The sequence below is a fragment of the Mycobacterium sp. genome, from assembly GCF_050700595.1.
In the GTDB taxonomy this organism is placed as follows: domain Bacteria; phylum Actinomycetota; class Actinomycetes; order Mycobacteriales; family Mycobacteriaceae; genus Mycobacterium.
Map to the genome: position 1 here is coordinate 1 of NZ_JBOHHI010000217.1, position 15,238 is coordinate 15,238.

At 66.9% G+C, this 15,238-nt stretch carries 16 protein-coding genes; 9 read left to right on the top strand and 7 right to left on the bottom strand.

Annotated elements, in window-relative coordinates; translation table 11 throughout:
• The 3 genes from ACRDTL_RS19800 to ACRDTL_RS19810 form a co-directional block, all read right to left on the bottom strand.
• The coding region (locus ACRDTL_RS19800) for an SDR family oxidoreductase (protein WP_431508394.1) at positions 1 to 338 on the bottom strand (338 nt) is incomplete at its 3' end.
• Positions 335 to 1,009 (bottom strand): iron-sulfur cluster repair di-iron protein, encoded by a 675-nt coding sequence (gene ric, locus ACRDTL_RS19805; protein WP_431508395.1) that lies wholly within the window; start codon positions 1,007 to 1,009, stop codon positions 335 to 337. The genes ric and ACRDTL_RS19800, both read right to left, overlap by 4 nt.
• A 53-nt stretch (positions 1,010 to 1,062) precedes the next feature.
• The gene (locus ACRDTL_RS19810; protein WP_431508396.1) at positions 1,063 to 1,362 is read right to left on the bottom strand and encodes a chorismate mutase; all 300 of its coding nucleotides are present in this window, start codon (positions 1,360 to 1,362) and stop codon (positions 1,063 to 1,065) included.
• 199 nt (positions 1,363 to 1,561) lie between these two features.
• Between ACRDTL_RS19810 and pcrA the strand changes: the two genes are divergently transcribed.
• Positions 1,562 to 3,874, top strand: a complete 2,313-nt coding sequence (gene pcrA, locus ACRDTL_RS19815; protein WP_431508397.1) for a DNA helicase PcrA — start codon at positions 1,562 to 1,564, stop codon at positions 3,872 to 3,874.
• Positions 3,875 to 3,880: 6 nt separating this feature from the next.
• On the opposite strand, the gene ACRDTL_RS19820 is transcribed toward pcrA, so the two are convergent.
• Entirely contained in the window at positions 3,881 to 4,513 is a 633-nt protein-coding gene (locus ACRDTL_RS19820; RefSeq protein WP_431508398.1) for a hypothetical protein, read from the bottom strand.
• A 3-nt stretch (positions 4,514 to 4,516) separates the two neighbouring features.
• Positions 4,517 to 5,599, bottom strand: a complete 1,083-nt coding sequence (locus ACRDTL_RS19825) for a M23 family metallopeptidase (RefSeq protein WP_431508399.1) — start codon at positions 5,597 to 5,599, stop codon at positions 4,517 to 4,519.
• Positions 5,600 to 5,863: 264 nt separating this feature from the next.
• Between ACRDTL_RS19825 and sucC the strand changes: the two genes are divergently transcribed.
• The 3 genes from sucC to ACRDTL_RS19840 are packed head-to-tail and all read left to right on the top strand — an operon-like array spanning position 5,864 to position 9,476.
• On the top strand, positions 5,864 to 7,027 hold the full coding sequence (gene sucC, locus ACRDTL_RS19830) for an ADP-forming succinate--CoA ligase subunit beta (protein WP_431508400.1): 1,164 nt from the start codon (positions 5,864 to 5,866) through the stop codon (positions 7,025 to 7,027).
• A 20-nt stretch (positions 7,028 to 7,047) separates the two neighbouring features.
• On the top strand, positions 7,048 to 7,950 hold the full coding sequence (gene sucD / locus ACRDTL_RS19835) for a succinate--CoA ligase subunit alpha (protein WP_431508401.1): 903 nt from the start codon (positions 7,048 to 7,050) through the stop codon (positions 7,948 to 7,950).
• A complete protein-coding gene (locus ACRDTL_RS19840; protein ID WP_431508402.1) occupies positions 7,947 to 9,476 on the top strand; it encodes an acetyl-CoA acetyltransferase in 1,530 nt (509 codons plus the stop codon). The genes sucD and ACRDTL_RS19840 overlap by 4 nt, the downstream gene beginning before the upstream one ends.
• Positions 9,477 to 9,494: 18 nt before the next feature.
• On the opposite strand, the gene ACRDTL_RS19845 is transcribed toward ACRDTL_RS19840, so the two are convergent.
• Positions 9,495 to 10,187: a TetR/AcrR family transcriptional regulator gene (locus ACRDTL_RS19845; RefSeq protein WP_431508403.1), complete on the bottom strand. Its 693-nt coding sequence runs from the start codon at positions 10,185 to 10,187 to the stop codon at positions 9,495 to 9,497.
• Between the two features lie 33 nt (positions 10,188 to 10,220).
• On the opposite strand from ACRDTL_RS19845, the gene ACRDTL_RS19850 reads away from it, so the two are divergent.
• Entirely contained in the window at positions 10,221 to 11,738 is a 1,518-nt protein-coding gene (locus ACRDTL_RS19850; RefSeq protein ID WP_431508404.1) for an AMP-binding protein, read from the top strand.
• Entirely contained in the window at positions 11,735 to 12,469 is a 735-nt protein-coding gene (locus ACRDTL_RS19855) for an enoyl-CoA hydratase/isomerase family protein (protein WP_431508405.1), read from the top strand. The genes ACRDTL_RS19850 and ACRDTL_RS19855 overlap by 4 nt, the downstream gene beginning before the upstream one ends.
• 28 nt (positions 12,470 to 12,497) lie before the next feature.
• On the opposite strand, the gene ACRDTL_RS19860 is transcribed toward ACRDTL_RS19855, so the two are convergent.
• A complete protein-coding gene (locus ACRDTL_RS19860) occupies positions 12,498 to 13,346 on the bottom strand; it encodes an LLM class F420-dependent oxidoreductase (RefSeq protein ID WP_431508406.1) in 849 nt (282 codons plus the stop codon).
• 95 nt (positions 13,347 to 13,441) lie between these two features.
• On the opposite strand from ACRDTL_RS19860, the gene ACRDTL_RS19865 reads away from it, so the two are divergent.
• From ACRDTL_RS19865 to ACRDTL_RS19875, 3 genes are all read left to right on the top strand, one after another.
• Complete coding sequence (locus tag ACRDTL_RS19865; protein ID WP_431508407.1) at positions 13,442 to 13,591, top strand: hypothetical protein; 150 nt, start codon at positions 13,442 to 13,444, stop codon at positions 13,589 to 13,591.
• Complete coding sequence (locus ACRDTL_RS19870; RefSeq protein WP_431508408.1) at positions 13,588 to 14,487, top strand: DUF5336 domain-containing protein; 900 nt, start codon at positions 13,588 to 13,590, stop codon at positions 14,485 to 14,487. The genes ACRDTL_RS19865 and ACRDTL_RS19870 overlap by 4 nt, the downstream gene beginning before the upstream one ends.
• A 40-nt stretch (positions 14,488 to 14,527) precedes the next feature.
• Positions 14,528 to 15,238, top strand: a 711-nt coding sequence (locus tag ACRDTL_RS19875; RefSeq protein WP_431508409.1) for a cell division protein PerM, incomplete at its 3' end; no start/stop codon positions are given.

The following is a 15,238-nucleotide window of genomic DNA, read 5'->3' on the forward strand; positions in this document are numbered from 1 at the left end:
TGCTCGTCGGCGAGTTTGCGCTGGTAATAGCCCAGCGGTATCCGGTCGATTCCGACGATGGAGATGTAGACCAGATGCGGTTTTCCGGCTGCGAGCGCTGCATCGACCAGATGATGCACCGGGTCGACGCACACCACGACGGTGTCGACGCCGGAAATCGCCTCGTCGAGTCCTTCGCCGGTCTTGACATTGCCAACGGCATGTTCCGCATCGCCCATCCGGGTTTGTCGGCGCACGCCGCGGCTCAGCACTCGGACGGTTGCTCCGGCGTCGAGGAGACGCCGGGTCACGACCCGCCCGACCGTCCCGGTGCCCCCGGCGACCAGAATCCGATTCACGCGGTGGCGAGCACCCGCGGGAACAACACGTTGTTCTCCTTGTGCACGTGCATGTGCAGGTCGGATTCCATCTCCTGGAGTCCACCGAGCATCGCCGTATACGACGCGCAGGCATCTGCGGGCACCGCATAACCACTGGTGAGTTGACGCAGTTCGGTGAGTAGTTCGCCGGCACGGTCGTGCTGTTCCATGTTCTCCCGCAGCGCGGCCCGCAACTGGTCGGAGATCGCGCCGCCACGCGTGCGCAGCTCGGGGAACAGCACGGTCTCCTCGGTGCGCAGGTGCGGCTCCACTTTGGCCCGCAATTCGCCGAATGCCTCCCGCACCCGGGCCAGCTCTTCGTGGTTGGGGCCGTGGACCCGGGCCACCTTGTCCACCAGTGCGGACATCCGCGGAAACTCATCCCACAAAAACCGGTGATGGGTGTCGAGGATGTGGTCGATCAACGCGGCATCGTCGAGATCCGCCCAGTCCGCCCGTTGCCCGGGCTCCGCGGCATTCAAGGCGGTGAGGAACTCACCGACGTCGACCTGCGCCTGCGTACACGCTTCGCCAATAGGCCGTTGACCACCACAGCAGTAGTCGATACCGAAGCGCTCCAGTATCCGGGTGCGCGACGGGTCGGTGGTGATGACGTCGCCGAGGATGGTGTCCGAGGTGTAGCTGGTCATGGTGGTTACAAGCTTGCGCTGCGCTGACGTTATTCCGGCCGGGCCGGTGCGGATCACTGACCGAGCCGGCCGCGACCCAAGCGCAGCAACAGCATCGCGAGGCCTTTGCCGTCGGCGCCGAGCTCGCTGTAGCGCTCGATCACCTGCATCTCGCGGCTGTGCACCAGCCGGGTGCCCCCGGCGGCCATCCGCGCCCTGCCGATGGCCTGGGACACCTCGGTGCGACGTTTGACCGCGGCCAGGATCTCGGCGTCGAGCCGGTCGATCTCGTGGCGCAGCTGGTCGATGTCGGGGAGCTGTTCAGCTTCTGTACTCATAAGTGGGTCCTCGCTGTTGGTGGGATCTGGTCTCATCCGCGTTCCGGCCTCACACAACAGACGAGCCCCGGATCCGGATGCGGACCGCGGGGCTCTGGGAAGCAGCTAAACCACGGGCACCGCCGACCGGTACCCGTAGAAAAATCGATGCTGCAGGTAGAGCACTGATTCAGTGTGCCACTAAGGACCGTGCCCGCGCAAAGGTGTCGCCGAACGGCGGTAAGTTTGGACAGACATGACCGCCGGCGACGATGCAGACCAACTTCTCGACGGCCTCAACCCGCAACAGCGCCGGGCGGTGCTGCACGAGGGCTCGCCGCTGCTGATCGTCGCGGGTGCGGGCTCCGGCAAGACCGCGGTCCTGACGCGACGGGTCGCCTACCTGATGGCCGCACGTGACGTGGGTCCGGGTCAGATCCTGGCCATCACGTTCACCAACAAAGCGGCCGCCGAGATGCGCGAACGCGTCGTGCGGTTAGTGGGGGCCCGGGCCCGGTCTATGTGGGTGTCGACCTTCCATTCGACCTGCGTGCGGATCCTGCGCAACCAGGCGTCGCTGGTCCCCGGACTCAACTCCAACTTCTCGATCTACGACGCCGACGATTCGCGGCGACTGCTGCAGATGATCGGTAAGGACATGGGCCTCGACATCAAGCGCTACTCACCGCGGCTGCTCGCCAACGCCATCTCCAACCTGAAGAACGAGCTGATCGACACCGGGCAGGCGACGTCCGATCTGTCGGACGACTCCGACGACCTGGCCCGCACCGTGGCGGTCGTCTACTCGGAATACCAGCACCGGCTGCGGGCGGCTAACGCGCTGGATTTCGATGACCTGATCGGCGAGACGGTCGCGGTGTTGCAGACCTTCCCCCAGATCGCCCAGCATTACCGGCGGCGGTTCCGGCACGTCCTGGTCGACGAATACCAGGACACCAACCACGCGCAATACGTGCTGGTGCGCGAACTGGTCGGCCGCGACGCCGGGGACGGTGTTGCGCCCGGCGAGCTGTGCGTGGTCGGCGACGCCGACCAGTCGATCTATGCGTTCCGCGGCGCCACCATCCGCAATATCGAAGACTTCGAACGCGACTATCCCGACGCGACCACAATCCTGTTGGAACAGAACTACCGCTCGACGCAGAACATCCTGTCGGCGGCCAACTCGGTGATCTCGCGGAACTCCGGGCGTCGGGAGAAGCGGCTGTGGACCGACGCCGGGGAGGGCGAGCTGATCATCGGTTACGTCGCCGACAACGAGCACGACGAAGCACGGTTCGTTGCCGAGGAAATCGACGCGCTGGTGCAGCAGGGCGAGATCACTTTCAACGATGTGGCTGTTTTCTATCGCACCAACAACTCGTCGCGGTCGCTGGAGGAGGTGTTCATCCGGGCTGGTATTCCGTACAAAGTCGTTGGCGGCGTGCGGTTTTACGAGCGCAAGGAAATCCGTGACGTGGTCGCCTACCTGCGGGTGCTGGACAATCCCGGGGACGCGGTCAGCCTGCGGCGCATCCTGAACACGCCGCGGCGCGGCATCGGGGACCGCGCCGAAGCTTGCGTGGCGGTCTACGCCGAGAACACCGGCAGTAGTTTCGCCGACGCGCTGGATGCGGCTGCTGACGGCAAAGTACCGATGCTGAATTCCCGTTCGGTGAAAGCGATTGCGGGTTTCGTCGAGATGCTCGGCGAGCTACGCGGTCGCCTCGACTCGTCGCAGGGCGAGCTCGGTGAACTGGTCGAGGCGGTGCTCGACCGCACCGGATACCGGGCGGAGTTGGAGTCCTCCAATGATCCGCAGGACTTGGCGCGGCTGGATAACCTGAACGAACTCGTCAGTGTCGCACACGAATTCGCCGCCGATCGGGCGAATGCTGCCGCGTTCGACGAGACGGCCGACATCCTCGACGACGAAGACGTACCGGACACCGGTGTGCTGGCGGAGTTTCTGGAACGGGTGTCGCTGGTCGCCGACAGCGACGAAATCCCGGAACACAGCGCTGGTTTGGTCACCTTGATGACGTTGCACACCGCCAAGGGGTTGGAGTTCCCGGTGGTGTTCGTCACCGGGTGGGAGGACGGGATGTTCCCGCACATGCGGGCATTGGCTGACCCGGGTGAGCTCTCGGAAGAACGACGGCTGGCCTATGTCGGAATCACCCGGGCACGCCAGCGGCTCTACCTGAGCAGAGCCAAGGTCCGGTCGTCGTGGGGACAGCCGGTACTCAATCCCGAGTCTCGGTTCCTGCGGGAGATTCCTGTCGAGCTGATCGACTGGCGGCGCAGCGATCCCGCGCCGTCGTTGTCCGCACCGGTGAGCGGCGCCGGTCGGTTCGGGCCCGCGCGCCCTTCACCGGCCCGCGCGTCGGCGGGCAAGCGTCCGCTGCTGGTGCTGCAACCCGGCGACCGGGTTTCCCACGACAAGTACGGCTTGGGCCGGGTCGAGGAAGTCTCCGGCGTCGGGGAGTCGGCGATGTCGCTGATCGACTTCGGCAGCTCGGGACGAGTCAAGTTGATGCACAACCACGCCCCGCTGGCGAAGCTTTAACTGGCGTCAGCTGTCGTCCGGCAGCCAGCGTTTCGTCTGCGGGTGCAGTGCCAGCACCGCGCTGGCGATCGGCAGCAACGGCAGCAAGTGCACGATCCAGGCGACCCGGGCACCGGCGACGAACACGCCGAGGTAGGTCAGCACTGCGACCACGGCCCCGGCCACGATGAGGTAGCGGCCCAGGGTGCGACGCTGCAGGAGCAGGATCACGCCGGACACCGTGGCCAGCGCAAACACCAGGGCCAGGAAAGCGACGGCCACGCAGAACAGTCCATCCGATTTCCACCAGCCCCCGATCAGGTCGGTGGCCACCACCGAGGTGGCCCACCCACTGACGATGCTGACCGCGCAGGCGGCCACCGCTGTCCGGCTGCTCGGTTCGTCGCGATGGTTGACCGGGGTGCCGGGCCGCTGCGCGGAGTAGGGGTTGCGCGGCGGCGGCTGCCGCGGAATGTGCGTGGTGTGGGCGTCGTCCGCGATCACCGGCAGCGGCGTGGTCGGCGCGCGCCGGATGATGTGGGTTTGGGGGGCTTGGTCCTGGGATGACGTCGCGGTGGCCCTTCCTGTGCTGTCTTCGGTGCCGCCTGGAGTCTTTTCGGGCGTGTTATCGCTGGCCGGGGAATCGGTCGGGTCGGTCACCGGTCAACCGGCAAAGCTACCCAGGCTGAGCCCCCGCGCGGCCAGCCACGGCACCGGGTTCACTCGGTTACTTCCATTGAGCAGTACCTCGAAATGCAGGTGCGGGCCGGTCGAATTGCCACGGTTACCCATCGTGGCAATCTTATCGCCTGCCATCACGTGCTCACCGACCCTGACCGTTGTGCTGTTGACGTGACCGTAGAGGGTGACCGCTCCGTCGGCGTGCCGAATCTTGACCCACATTCCGTACCCGGCGGTCGGGCCGACGTCGATGACGATCCCATCGGACACCGCAACGATCGGAGTGCCGATCGAGTTCGCGATGTCGATCCCGGCGTGCAGCACACCCCAGCGGTACCCGAAATTCGACGTGAATAAGCCTCTGGTCGGCATGACATACAGCGGTTGCTGCAATCGGGCTTCACGCTGGGCACGCTCCTGGGCGAACGCCACGCCCCTGGCGAGCTCCGCGTTGTGCACGGTGACATTGGCGGCGGGCTTCACCGTCACCATCTGCATGCCGCGCGGCGACGTGGTGATTGCACCCCCGATGGGCGCCGAGGCCTCGGCAGCCAGCACGGTCGCGGCCTTGGCGGTGTCGGACGGATGGGTGGCGGAATGCACCGCTGCGGCAGCGGCGCCGGCCGCCATGGCACCGATCAACACGCGGCCCTTGACCGCACCGCTGGCCTGCTTTCGGTGTTGCCCGCGACGCGGCGGGAACTCGGCGACATCCACGTCGTTGGCAAGCTCGTGCAAGTCGGGCAGCTGCAGGTCGGTGCACCGCTCGGTGGGCGGATCGGGCGAGGACTCGCTGGGACCGGCCAGCCGCAGCGGAGTCAGATCGTCGGTCTCGTGCAGATCGTCGAGTTCGGGGGCTCGCAGCACCTCGGCTTCGGTATCGAACGCGGTGTTCTCGCTAAAGTCCAGGTCATCGAGATTGCCGAACTCATTGAACGGGATGATGTCGGTGACCTCGTTGCGGTCGAGGTCTGGCCAGCGGTCGTCGGATCGGTGAGATCTCCCCGGCAAGCGGGCGGTACCGCCACGCGCAACAGGAGACCGGACAGAACGATGCTGGGCCAACCTGAATGTCCCTCGGGTCGTAACCATAACGTTATCTGGACCCTGAGACGTTAACCACTGAGGTACGGGCCCCGCAAGCTAAGCCAGCCATCCTCCCCGAGAATGTGATCTGCATCACGGTGTCGCTGTCGGTGACCTGCACCACAACAGCCGATGCAGCGACGGAGCCGGCTAGCCGGGTCGATACAGTTCCCCCGGGAGCGAGGTTCGCAAAACCTTGCCACCACATAGCGATCACCGGTCGACACAGCAGACAGTGAGCCCATGGACCTTTTCGAGTATCAGGCGAAGGAGTTGTTCGCCAAGCACAACGTTCCCAGCACGCCGGGACGGGTGACCGACAGCGCCGACGGCGCCAAGGCGATCGCGCAGGAAATCGGCCGCCCCGTCATGGTCAAAGCGCAGGTCAAGGCCGGTGGACGCGGTAAGGCCGGCGGCGTGAAATACGCCGCCACGCCAGCGGACGCCTACACCCACGCCGGCAACATCCTCGGCCTGGATATCAAGGGCCACATTGTCAAGAAGTTGCTGGTCGCCGAGGCCAGCGACATCGCCGAGGAGTACTACATCTCCTTTCTGCTCGACCGGGCCAATCGCACCTACCTGGCCATGTGCTCGGTGGAGGGCGGTATGGAGATCGAGGAGGTCGCCGCGACCAAACCGGAGCGGCTGGCCAAAGTTCGGATCGACGCCGTCAGCGGTGTCGACCTGCCGTTGGCGCGGTCCATCGCCGAGCAGGGCCACCTGCCGGCCGAAGTGCTCGACGCCGCGGCGGTGACCATCGCCAAGCTCTGGGATCTGTTCGTCGCCGAAGACGCCACCCTGGTCGAGGTCAATCCGCTGGTGCGCACGCCCGACAATCAGATCTTGGCGCTGGACGCCAAGATCACCCTGGACGCCAATGCCGACTTCCGCCAGCCCGGTCACGCCGAGTTCGAGGACCGCGAGGCCACCGACCCGCTGGAGTTGAAGGCCAAGGAGCACGACCTCAACTACGTCAAACTGGACGGGCAGGTCGGCATCATCGGCAACGGCGCCGGCCTGGTGATGTCGACGCTCGACGTCGTGGCCTATGCCGGAGAAAAGCACGGCGGTGTGAAGCCGGCGAACTTCCTCGACATCGGCGGCGGCGCGTCGGCGGAGGTGATGGCCGCCGGACTGGACGTGGTGCTGGGCGACGATCAGGTCAAGAGCGTGTTCGTCAACGTGTTCGGCGGCATCACCGCCTGCGACGCGGTGGCCACGGGTATCGTCACGGCGCTGAAGATGCTCGGTGACGCGGCCACCAAGCCGCTGGTCGTGCGCCTCGATGGCAACAACGTCGAGGAAGGCCGCCGCATCTTGGCGGAGGCGAACCACCCCCTCGTCACGCTGGTGCCCTCCATGGATGAGGCCGCCGACAAGGCCGCCGAGCTGGCGCGCGCCTGACTGAAAGGAACATGACCGACATGTCTATATTTCTGAACGCGGATAACAAGGTCATCGTCCAGGGCATCACCGGCAGCGAGGCCACCGTTCACACCGCCCGCATGCTGAAAGCGGGTACGCAGATCGTCGGCGGGGTGAACGCGCGCAAGGCCGGCACCACCGTCACCCATGAGAACAAGGGCGGCAGGATTGTCAAACTGCCGGTGTTCGGCAGCGTCGTGGAGGCGATGGAGAAGACCGGCGCCAACGTGTCGATCATCTTCGTGCCGCCGAAGTTCGCCAAGGACGCCATCATCGAGGCGATCGACGCCGCGATCCCGCTGCTGGTGGTCATCACCGAGGGAATCCCGGTGCAAGACACCGCCTATGCGTGGGCCTACAACGTCTCTAAGGGGCAGAAGACCCGCATCATCGGGCCGAACTGTCCGGGCGTTATCAGCCCGGACCAGGCATTGGCCGGCATCACCCCGGCCAACATCACCGGCTCCGGCCCGATCGGCCTGGTGTCAAAGTCGGGCACGCTGACCTACCAGATGATGTACGAGCTGCGTGACCTCGGATTCTCCACCGCGATCGGCATCGGCGGTGATCCTGTCATCGGGACGACTCATATCGACGCAATCGAGGCGTTCGAGAAGGATCTCGAGACCAAGGTCATCGTGATGATCGGTGAGATCGGTGGCGACGCCGAAGAACGCGCCGCGGACTACATCAAGGCCAACGTCTCCAAGCCGGTGGTCGGCTATGTCGCCGGATTCACCGCACCGGAAGGCAAGACGATGGGTCACGCAGGCGCGATCGTGTCCGGGTCGTCGGGCACCGCGGCTGCCAAGAAAGAAGCGCTGGAGGCCGCCGGCGTCCAGGTCGGCAAGACGCCGTCGGCGACTGCGGCGCTGGCACGAAAGATTCTGCAGAGCTCGTGACTGTCGACCCGCACACGCCCGTCGTCGTCGGGATCGGGCAAGCCGCCGAGCGCGTCGACGACGCCTACTACCGGGGCATGTCGGCTGTCGAGCTGGCCGCCGCCGCCGCGCGCGCCGCGCTGGATGACTGCGGCGCCGACGTCACCAAGGTGGCTGCCGCGATCGACACCGTCGCGGGCGTGCGCCAGTTCGAGATCTCCGGGCCGGCAACGGCGGTATTGGGCAAATCGACCAACTACCCGCGATCGGTCGCCAACCGCATCGAGGCCGACCCCGCCCGCGCCATCCTGGAAATCGTTGGAGGACAAGGCCCGCAGCATCTGATCAACGAGCTGGCCGGTGCGATCGCGGCCGGGCGGTCGGGAGCCGCGCTGATCTTCGGCTCGGATGCGACCTCGACCACCCGCTACTTCGCCGGGTCCGACAACCGGCCGGACTTCTCCGAGACCGTCGACGGCGCGCTCGAAGACCGCGGCCACGGCTTGGAGGGACTCATCTCGCGCTACACAGTTGTGCACGGCCTGGTCGATGCGCCCACCCAATACGGTCTGCTGGAAAACGCTCGACGGGCCGGGACGGGGCTCGGTCCGGCCGACTATCTGCGTTCGATGGGTGAGCTGTTCGCGCCGTTCACTACAGTCGCCGCCGGCAATCCGTTCGCCGCCGCGCCGGTCGAGCGCACCGTCGAGGAACTGATCGCGGTCACCGAACGCAACCGGATGATCTCCGAACCGTACCCGAGGCTGCTGGTCGCACGTGACCAGGTGAACCAGGGCGCGGCCGCGTTGCTGATGTCGGTAGAAGCCGCGCGCAAACTGGGTGTGCCGGAAGAGAACTGGGTGTTTTTGCACGGTCACGCCGATCTGGAGGAGCAGAGCCTGCTGGATCGGCCCGATCTGGGGCACGCCCCGTCGGCGGTGATAGCGGTGCGCGAAGCGCTCGCGGTCGCCGGCGTCGGGATCGACGACATCGCCACGTTCGACCTGTACAGCTGCTTCCCGGTCCCGGTGTTCAACATCTGCGACGGCACGGGAATCGCGCCGGACGGTCCGCGTGGGCTGACCCTGACCGGTGGTCTGCCGTTCTTCGGCGGCGCCGGCAACAACTACTCGATGCACGGCGTGGCGGAGACCGTAGCTCGGATGAGAAGCGCCCCAGGACAATTCGGCCTCGTCGGTGCCAACGGCGGTATCATGAGCAAGTACTCGGTGGGGATCTACTCCACCACGCCGGTGCAATGGAAACCGGATCGCAGCCCGCAGTTGCAGGCCCAGATCGCCGAGACACCCACCCAGTCGGTGACCGAGCAGGCCGACGGCCCCGGCACCGTCGAGACCTACACGGTCCGCCGCGACGACGGTCGGCTGACCGGGATCATCATCGGCCGGCTCGACGCCGACGACAGCCGGTTTCTGGCGACCACCGAGGACGACGACCTGATCGCGCTGCTGACCGACGGGGATCCGCTCGGGCGGCCGGTGTCGGTGCGCTCGTTCGACTACGGCAACCGCTGCACTCTTCGCTGAGCACGTGATTGCGAGGCCTCAGTCCCTGCGGCGGGCGCGAAGCGTTGCGACGATCTCCGGATTGACGCCCTGAAGGCCGCTGGCGATCAAGGCGGTGCAGACTTCCACCGGGTCGACGTCGTCGAGGAGGTGGTGCGCGGCGGCCCAGCGCGCGACGTGGTCCCAGATGCCGACGCACGCCGCCGCGACCAGACCGGTGGCGCGACCCCTGCGCAGCCCGCGCTCGCGAAGGTAGCGCGTGTTACCGGATTCGACGAGCTCGGTGAGCGTGCCCAAAGCGCGGTCACGGTAATCGACGCCCGCGACGGTGCCGTGGTCGCGCTCGAACAGCAGGTGAAAGCCGACCGGATTCGCCCGCACCCAGCCGAAGAACGCGCGGGTGGGCCGGGCTATCGCCTCGGCCATCTCTTCCGTCTCGACGCCCTCGTAGCCGGCGATCATGGCGTCGATCAGCGACTGCGCGATCCGCTCCATGACGCGGTCGTAGAGCAGGTCCTTGCTGCCGAGCCGCGCATAGAGGGTCGGCTTGGTCACGCCGGCTCGGGCGGCGATGTCCACCATCGACGCGTCGTGGAACCCGTGGCCGTGAAAGACCTCGGCCGCCGCGTCGAGCAGGAGCTCGTCCGGATACCGGTTGGGCCGGTTGCGCCGCCGGGTCGCGGCCGGACGCTTTTCGGTCGTGCGCATCGGTCCGTTGTATACTTTACCCATTAGTTAAGTATAAGCCGTCGGCAGGGGTGAACCGTGCAGCTCATTGACAATCCACGGACAGTCACGGGATTCATATCGGGTGACCGGTATCGCTCCGCCGAGGAGACCGCCGAGCGCGTGCAGTGTGCGGCAACCGTTCTCGATCGGTTCGGGGTCGGCCAGGGCGACCGGATCGCGATCATGCTGCGCAACGACTTTCCGTTCGTGGAGGCCTCCTACGCCGCAGCCACGCTCGGCGCCATCGCCGTTCCGATCAACTGGCACTACCGAGGCGCGGAGGTCTCCTACATCCTCGAGGACTCGGAGGCCAAGCTGGTCGTCGTCCACGCCGACCTGCTCGACCGGGTGCCCGGCGGCGCGGAGGTGCTTGTCGTCGACACCCCCCCGGAGATCGCCGCCGCCTACGGCATTGAACGGGGCACCGGCGGCCCGTCCTGGGACGCCGAGATCGGCGCTGCGCCACCGTGGGAGCACGAGCCGCGCGACGCGCCGCCGAGCATGATTTACACGTCCGGTACGACCGGCCGGCCCAAGGGAGTTCAGCGGTTCTCGCCGCTGGATATGACCAACCCGGACCTCGCCGCACAGATGGGCTGGCTCGGTGTGGCACCTGGCATGCGCACCGTCGCATGCGGTCCGATGTACCACTCGGCGCCCAACGTGTTTGCCCTACTTGCCGGCCGTACCGGAGGGCTGGTCGTCTTCCAGTCCAAGTTCGAACCGGAGGCGCTGCTGGGGCTCGTCGAGCGCTACGCCATCGATGCACTGCACCTGGTGCCGACCATGATGATTCGGCTGCTGCGCCTGCCGGAAAAGGTGCGCAACACCTACGACCTCTCGTCGCTGCGGTCGATCACTCACGCCGCCGCGCCGTGCCCGCCGGAGATCAAGCGCGCGTGTATCGACTGGTTCGGCCCGATAGTCAATGAATACTACGGCGGCACCGAGACCGGCGTCGTCGTCGCTTGCGACAGTAACCAGTGGCTGGCGCACCCGGGCACGGTCGGCCGCCCGCTCGGCGGTGCCGAGGTCCGGGTGCTCGGTGACGACGGCCGGCTGCTCGGCCCGGGCGACGTCGGCGAAATCTACATATGGAACGGCGCCGCCGGCGACTTCACCTACCACAACCGCGACGAAAAGCGCCGTGCCATTGAGCGCGACGGCTTGGTCACCGTCGGCGACGTTGGCTACTTCGACGAAGACGGGTTCCTGTACGTCTGCGACCGCAGCACGGACATGATCATCTCCGGCGGTGTCAACATCTACCCGGCCGAGATCGAGGCCGAGTTGCATCTGCACCCCGACATCGCCGACTGCGCCGTGTTCGGCATTCCCGACGACGAGTACGGCGAATCGGTAGCCGCCGTCATCGAACTCCAGCAAGGCCGGACCGCCGACGCCGACGCGATCAAGACCTGGCTGCGTGACCGCCTCGCCGGCTTCAAGGTCCCGCGGCTCGTCAAGTTCGGCACCGACCTCCCGCGCGAGGACAGCGGCAAGATCTTCAAACGCAAACTGCGCGACGAGTACTGGCCGAGTCAAGACCGATGAGCGCCGCCAAAGCAGACCAGATCCTGATCGACCGCCCCGCACGCGGCGTCGTGCGCGTGACGCTCTCTCATCCGGGCCGGATGAACTCCCTGACCGAGGCGATCGTCCTCGGGCTCCCCGCGGTGATCGAGGATGCCGGGAAGGACCCGGCGGTCAGCGCGGTCGTGCTGACCGGCGACGGCGACGCCTTCAGCTCGGGCGCCGATTTCGACCTCCTGCGTGATCGCCCGCCCGACCGCCTCATGCTTGACGCTGCCTTCCGTGTTCTTGACGTCATTCGCGATGCACCCGTTCCCGTGATCGCCGCCATCGATGGACCCGCGGTCGGCGGCGGCTGGGGCATTGCCCTGGGATGTGACATCCGCTACGCCTCGCCACGGTCGATCTTCATCGCCACGTTCATCGAGATGGACCTCATCCCGGACTACGGGCTCACCGAAAACCTCCCACGTCTCGCCGGCCCCGACGTCGCACTGGAGATCTGCCTCTCGGGCCGACCGCTCGCCGCCCAGCAGGCACAGGAACGCCACCTGGTCACGCGCGTCACCGAAACACCACTCGACGACGCCATCAGCTTCGGAACAACACTGGCGACCCGATCCCGCGACGCCATCGCTCGAACGAAGGCGCTCCTCCGACATGGAGGACACCGCGCCGAAGCAGTCGCACAAGCCGAGCTGTTGCGTGCTCCGGCCTTCGGCCAGCGCCTCGACCGCTGGCGCAATCGGTGACGGGATGCCCTTGCCGAGAGGGCTCGCGTCACACCGCGGCGGCGAGCTTGCCGGCCAGCCGTTCCACATAGGCGGCGACTTCGTCTTCGGAGCGGTCGGGGAGGCCGAACAGCACCTCGGTCACACCCAGTTCGGCCCAGTGCGAAAGCTTTTCGGGCACCGGCTTGAAGTCCAGCGCTACGATCTGCGGCACGCCCTCCCGCCCGGCGTACGCCCAGGTTTCCTGCAACAATTTCACCGGCTCATCGATGTCGAAGTCGCGCGGGGTGGTGATCCAGCCGTCGGCGCTGCGCGCGATCCACTTGAAGTTCTTCTCGGTGCCGGCCGCGCCGACCAACACCGGGATGTGTGCCTGGACCGGCTTGGGCCAGGCCCAGCTCGGCCCGAAGTTGACGAACTCGCCCTGGTAGGCCGCTTCCTCCTCGGTCCACAGCGCCCGCATCGCCTCGATGTATTCGCGCAGCATCGTGCGGCGCCGCCCGGCTGGCACGCCGTGGTCGGCGAGTTCATCGGTGTTCCAACCGAATCCCACACCCAGGCTCACCCGCCCGCCGGACAGATGGTCGAGGGTGGCAATTGATTTGGCCAGCGTGATGGGGTCGTGCTCGACCGGCAATGCCACCGCGGTTGACAGCCGCACCCGTGATGTCACCGCGCACGCCGTCGCCAGACTGACCCACGGGTCCAGCGTGCGCATGTAGCGGTCATCGGGCAGCGAGGCATCGCCCGTCGTCGGGTGCGCGGCCTGACGCTTGACCGGGATATGGGTGTGTTCGGGAACGTAGAATGTGTGGAAACCGTGGTTGTCGGCAAGAGTGGCAGCCGCCGCCGGCGTGATACCGCGATCGCTGGTGAACAGCACGAGCCCGTAATCCATGCCCTGAATTAGAACGTGTTCCAATCTCGTGGGCAAGCCGGGGGTCCCCCAGACGGGCACGCGCGCAGCGACGCCGGTCGCGAAGGTGCGCTAGCGTGGATGATCGAATCGCATCGCAACGCCCCCGCGGCATCCGGGCGTTCATGGAGCGGTCCGACGTGGCGTCGCGGGGAGCGGCGCCTGCGAGTACAGCGCCGCACGATGGCGGCGCCGCAACGACACTGGAAGCACAGGAGAAGTCATGACCTACTCGCCCGGCAGTTCGGGATATCCGTCCGCGCAGTCGCCTGGCTCCTACGGAGCCTCCACTCCGTCGTTCGCCAAATCCAACGACAACGCCGGCAAGCCCCAGCCCTACCTGATCGGTGCGGTGATCGTGCTCGGCCTGGTGGCCTATTTCGTCAGTTTCGGCGTGACGACTACCACCGCGCTGTCGTCGGGCGACGAGCTGACCCACAAGGGCGGCGGTTTCCCGGTCGCTGCCGCCCTGCTGGCGGCGCTGTTGGCGGCAACCGGTCTGCTGCCCAAGGCCAAAAACTATGTTCCGGTGGTCACGGCGATCTCCGCGCTGGGTGCGCTGCTGGCCATCGAAAGCACGATCCACGCCTCCGGTGGCGGCTGGGAGGTGTGGCTGGTGCTGGCCTGCGTCGTGCTGCAGGCCTTCGCCGCGGCCGGGGCGCAGTTGCTGGACGCGGGCGTCATCACTCCGCCTGCGCCGCGGCCCAAATACAACCAGTACAACCAGTACGGGCAGTACGGCAGCCAGCCCGGCGGCTACTACGGTCAGCAGCAGGCGCCCTATCAGCAGCATGGCCCCCAGCAGTCCGGGTATGGGTCGCAATACGGCGGCTACTCGTCGTCCCCCACGGTTGGGCTGTCGAGCGGGCCTTCGACCGGTGGTTTCGGCACGATCGGCTCGCAGTCCGGGCCGCAGCAATCGCAGTCCGGGCCGCAGCAGGGGGCAGCCACCCCGCCGACCGGCTTCCCCAGCTTCGGTCCGCCACCGTCGTCGGCCGGATCCGATTCGGCCACCCAGGTCTTCAATCGCGGCGACTCGGGGAATCACGGCGGCCAGGAGCGCGACCAGCAGGGACACGGCCAAGGCCAGCAGTCGTCGTCCGCGGGCCCTGGACAGCCGTAGTCGGCCGCGCACTGAGTGACGTGCGCGAAGAGTGACGCAGGTGCACGACAGTCGCGCAACCGGCGCGTATCAGGCGCGCGACTTACTCCGGGTGGCGTTCGGGCCGGCGGTGGTGGCGCTGGTCATCATCGCCGCGGTGACGCTGCTGCAACTGCTGCTGGCCAACAGCGACATGACCGGCGCCCTGGGTGCCATCGCCAGCATCTGGCTGGGGGTGCACCAGGTGCCGATTTCGATCGGCGGCCGTGAACTCGGGGTGATGCCGCTGTTGCCGGTCCTGCTGATGGTGTGGGGCACGGCGCGGACCACGGCGCAGGCCACCCGCACGACGGGGTCGTGGTTCGTCATCCGGTGGGTGGTGGCCTCGGCACTGGGCGGGCCGCTGCTGATCGCCGCCATCGCGCTGGCGGTCATCCACGATGCCGCGTCGGTGATCACCGAGCTGCAGACGCCCAATGCCTTGCGCGCGTTCGTCAGCGTGCTGGTGGTGCACGGTATCGGTGCGGTGATCGGGGTGGGTTCGCGGGCGGGCCGGCGCGCCCTGGCGGGCTCGCCGCTGCCGGCCTGGCTGGCCGAGTCGCTGCGCGCCGCGACGGCCGGGGTGTTGGCGCTGGTGGGGCTGTCCGGTGTGGTCACCGCCTGTTCGCTGGTGGTGCATTGGGCGACGATGCACCAGCTTTTCGCAATCACCGATTCGGTGTTCGGCCAGTTCAGTCTCGCGCTGTTGTCGGTGTTGTACGTGCCCAACGTC

Bases quoted from the DNA above. Each gene is read 5' to 3' on its own strand.
- sucD (WP_431508401.1), top strand. From the start codon at position 7,048: ATGTCTATATTTCTGAACGCGGATAACAAGGTCATCGTCCAGGGCATC.
- ACRDTL_RS19860 (WP_431508406.1), bottom strand. From the start codon at position 13,346: ATGGATTACGGGCTCGTGCTGTTCACCAGCGATCGCGGTATCACGCCG.
- ric (WP_431508395.1), bottom strand. From the start codon at position 1,009: ATGACCAGCTACACCTCGGACACCATCCTCGGCGACGTCATCACCACC.
- sucC (WP_431508400.1), top strand. From the start codon at position 5,864: ATGGACCTTTTCGAGTATCAGGCGAAGGAGTTGTTCGCCAAGCACAAC.
- ACRDTL_RS19845 (WP_431508403.1), bottom strand. From the start codon at position 10,187: ATGGGTAAAGTATACAACGGACCGATGCGCACGACCGAAAAGCGTCCG.
- pcrA (WP_431508397.1), top strand. From the start codon at position 1,562: ATGACCGCCGGCGACGATGCAGACCAACTTCTCGACGGCCTCAACCCG.
- ACRDTL_RS19855 (WP_431508405.1), top strand. From the start codon at position 11,735: ATGAGCGCCGCCAAAGCAGACCAGATCCTGATCGACCGCCCCGCACGC.
- ACRDTL_RS19810 (WP_431508396.1), bottom strand. From the start codon at position 1,362: ATGAGACCAGATCCCACCAACAGCGAGGACCCACTTATGAGTACAGAA.
- ACRDTL_RS19870 (WP_431508408.1), top strand. From the start codon at position 13,588: ATGACCTACTCGCCCGGCAGTTCGGGATATCCGTCCGCGCAGTCGCCT.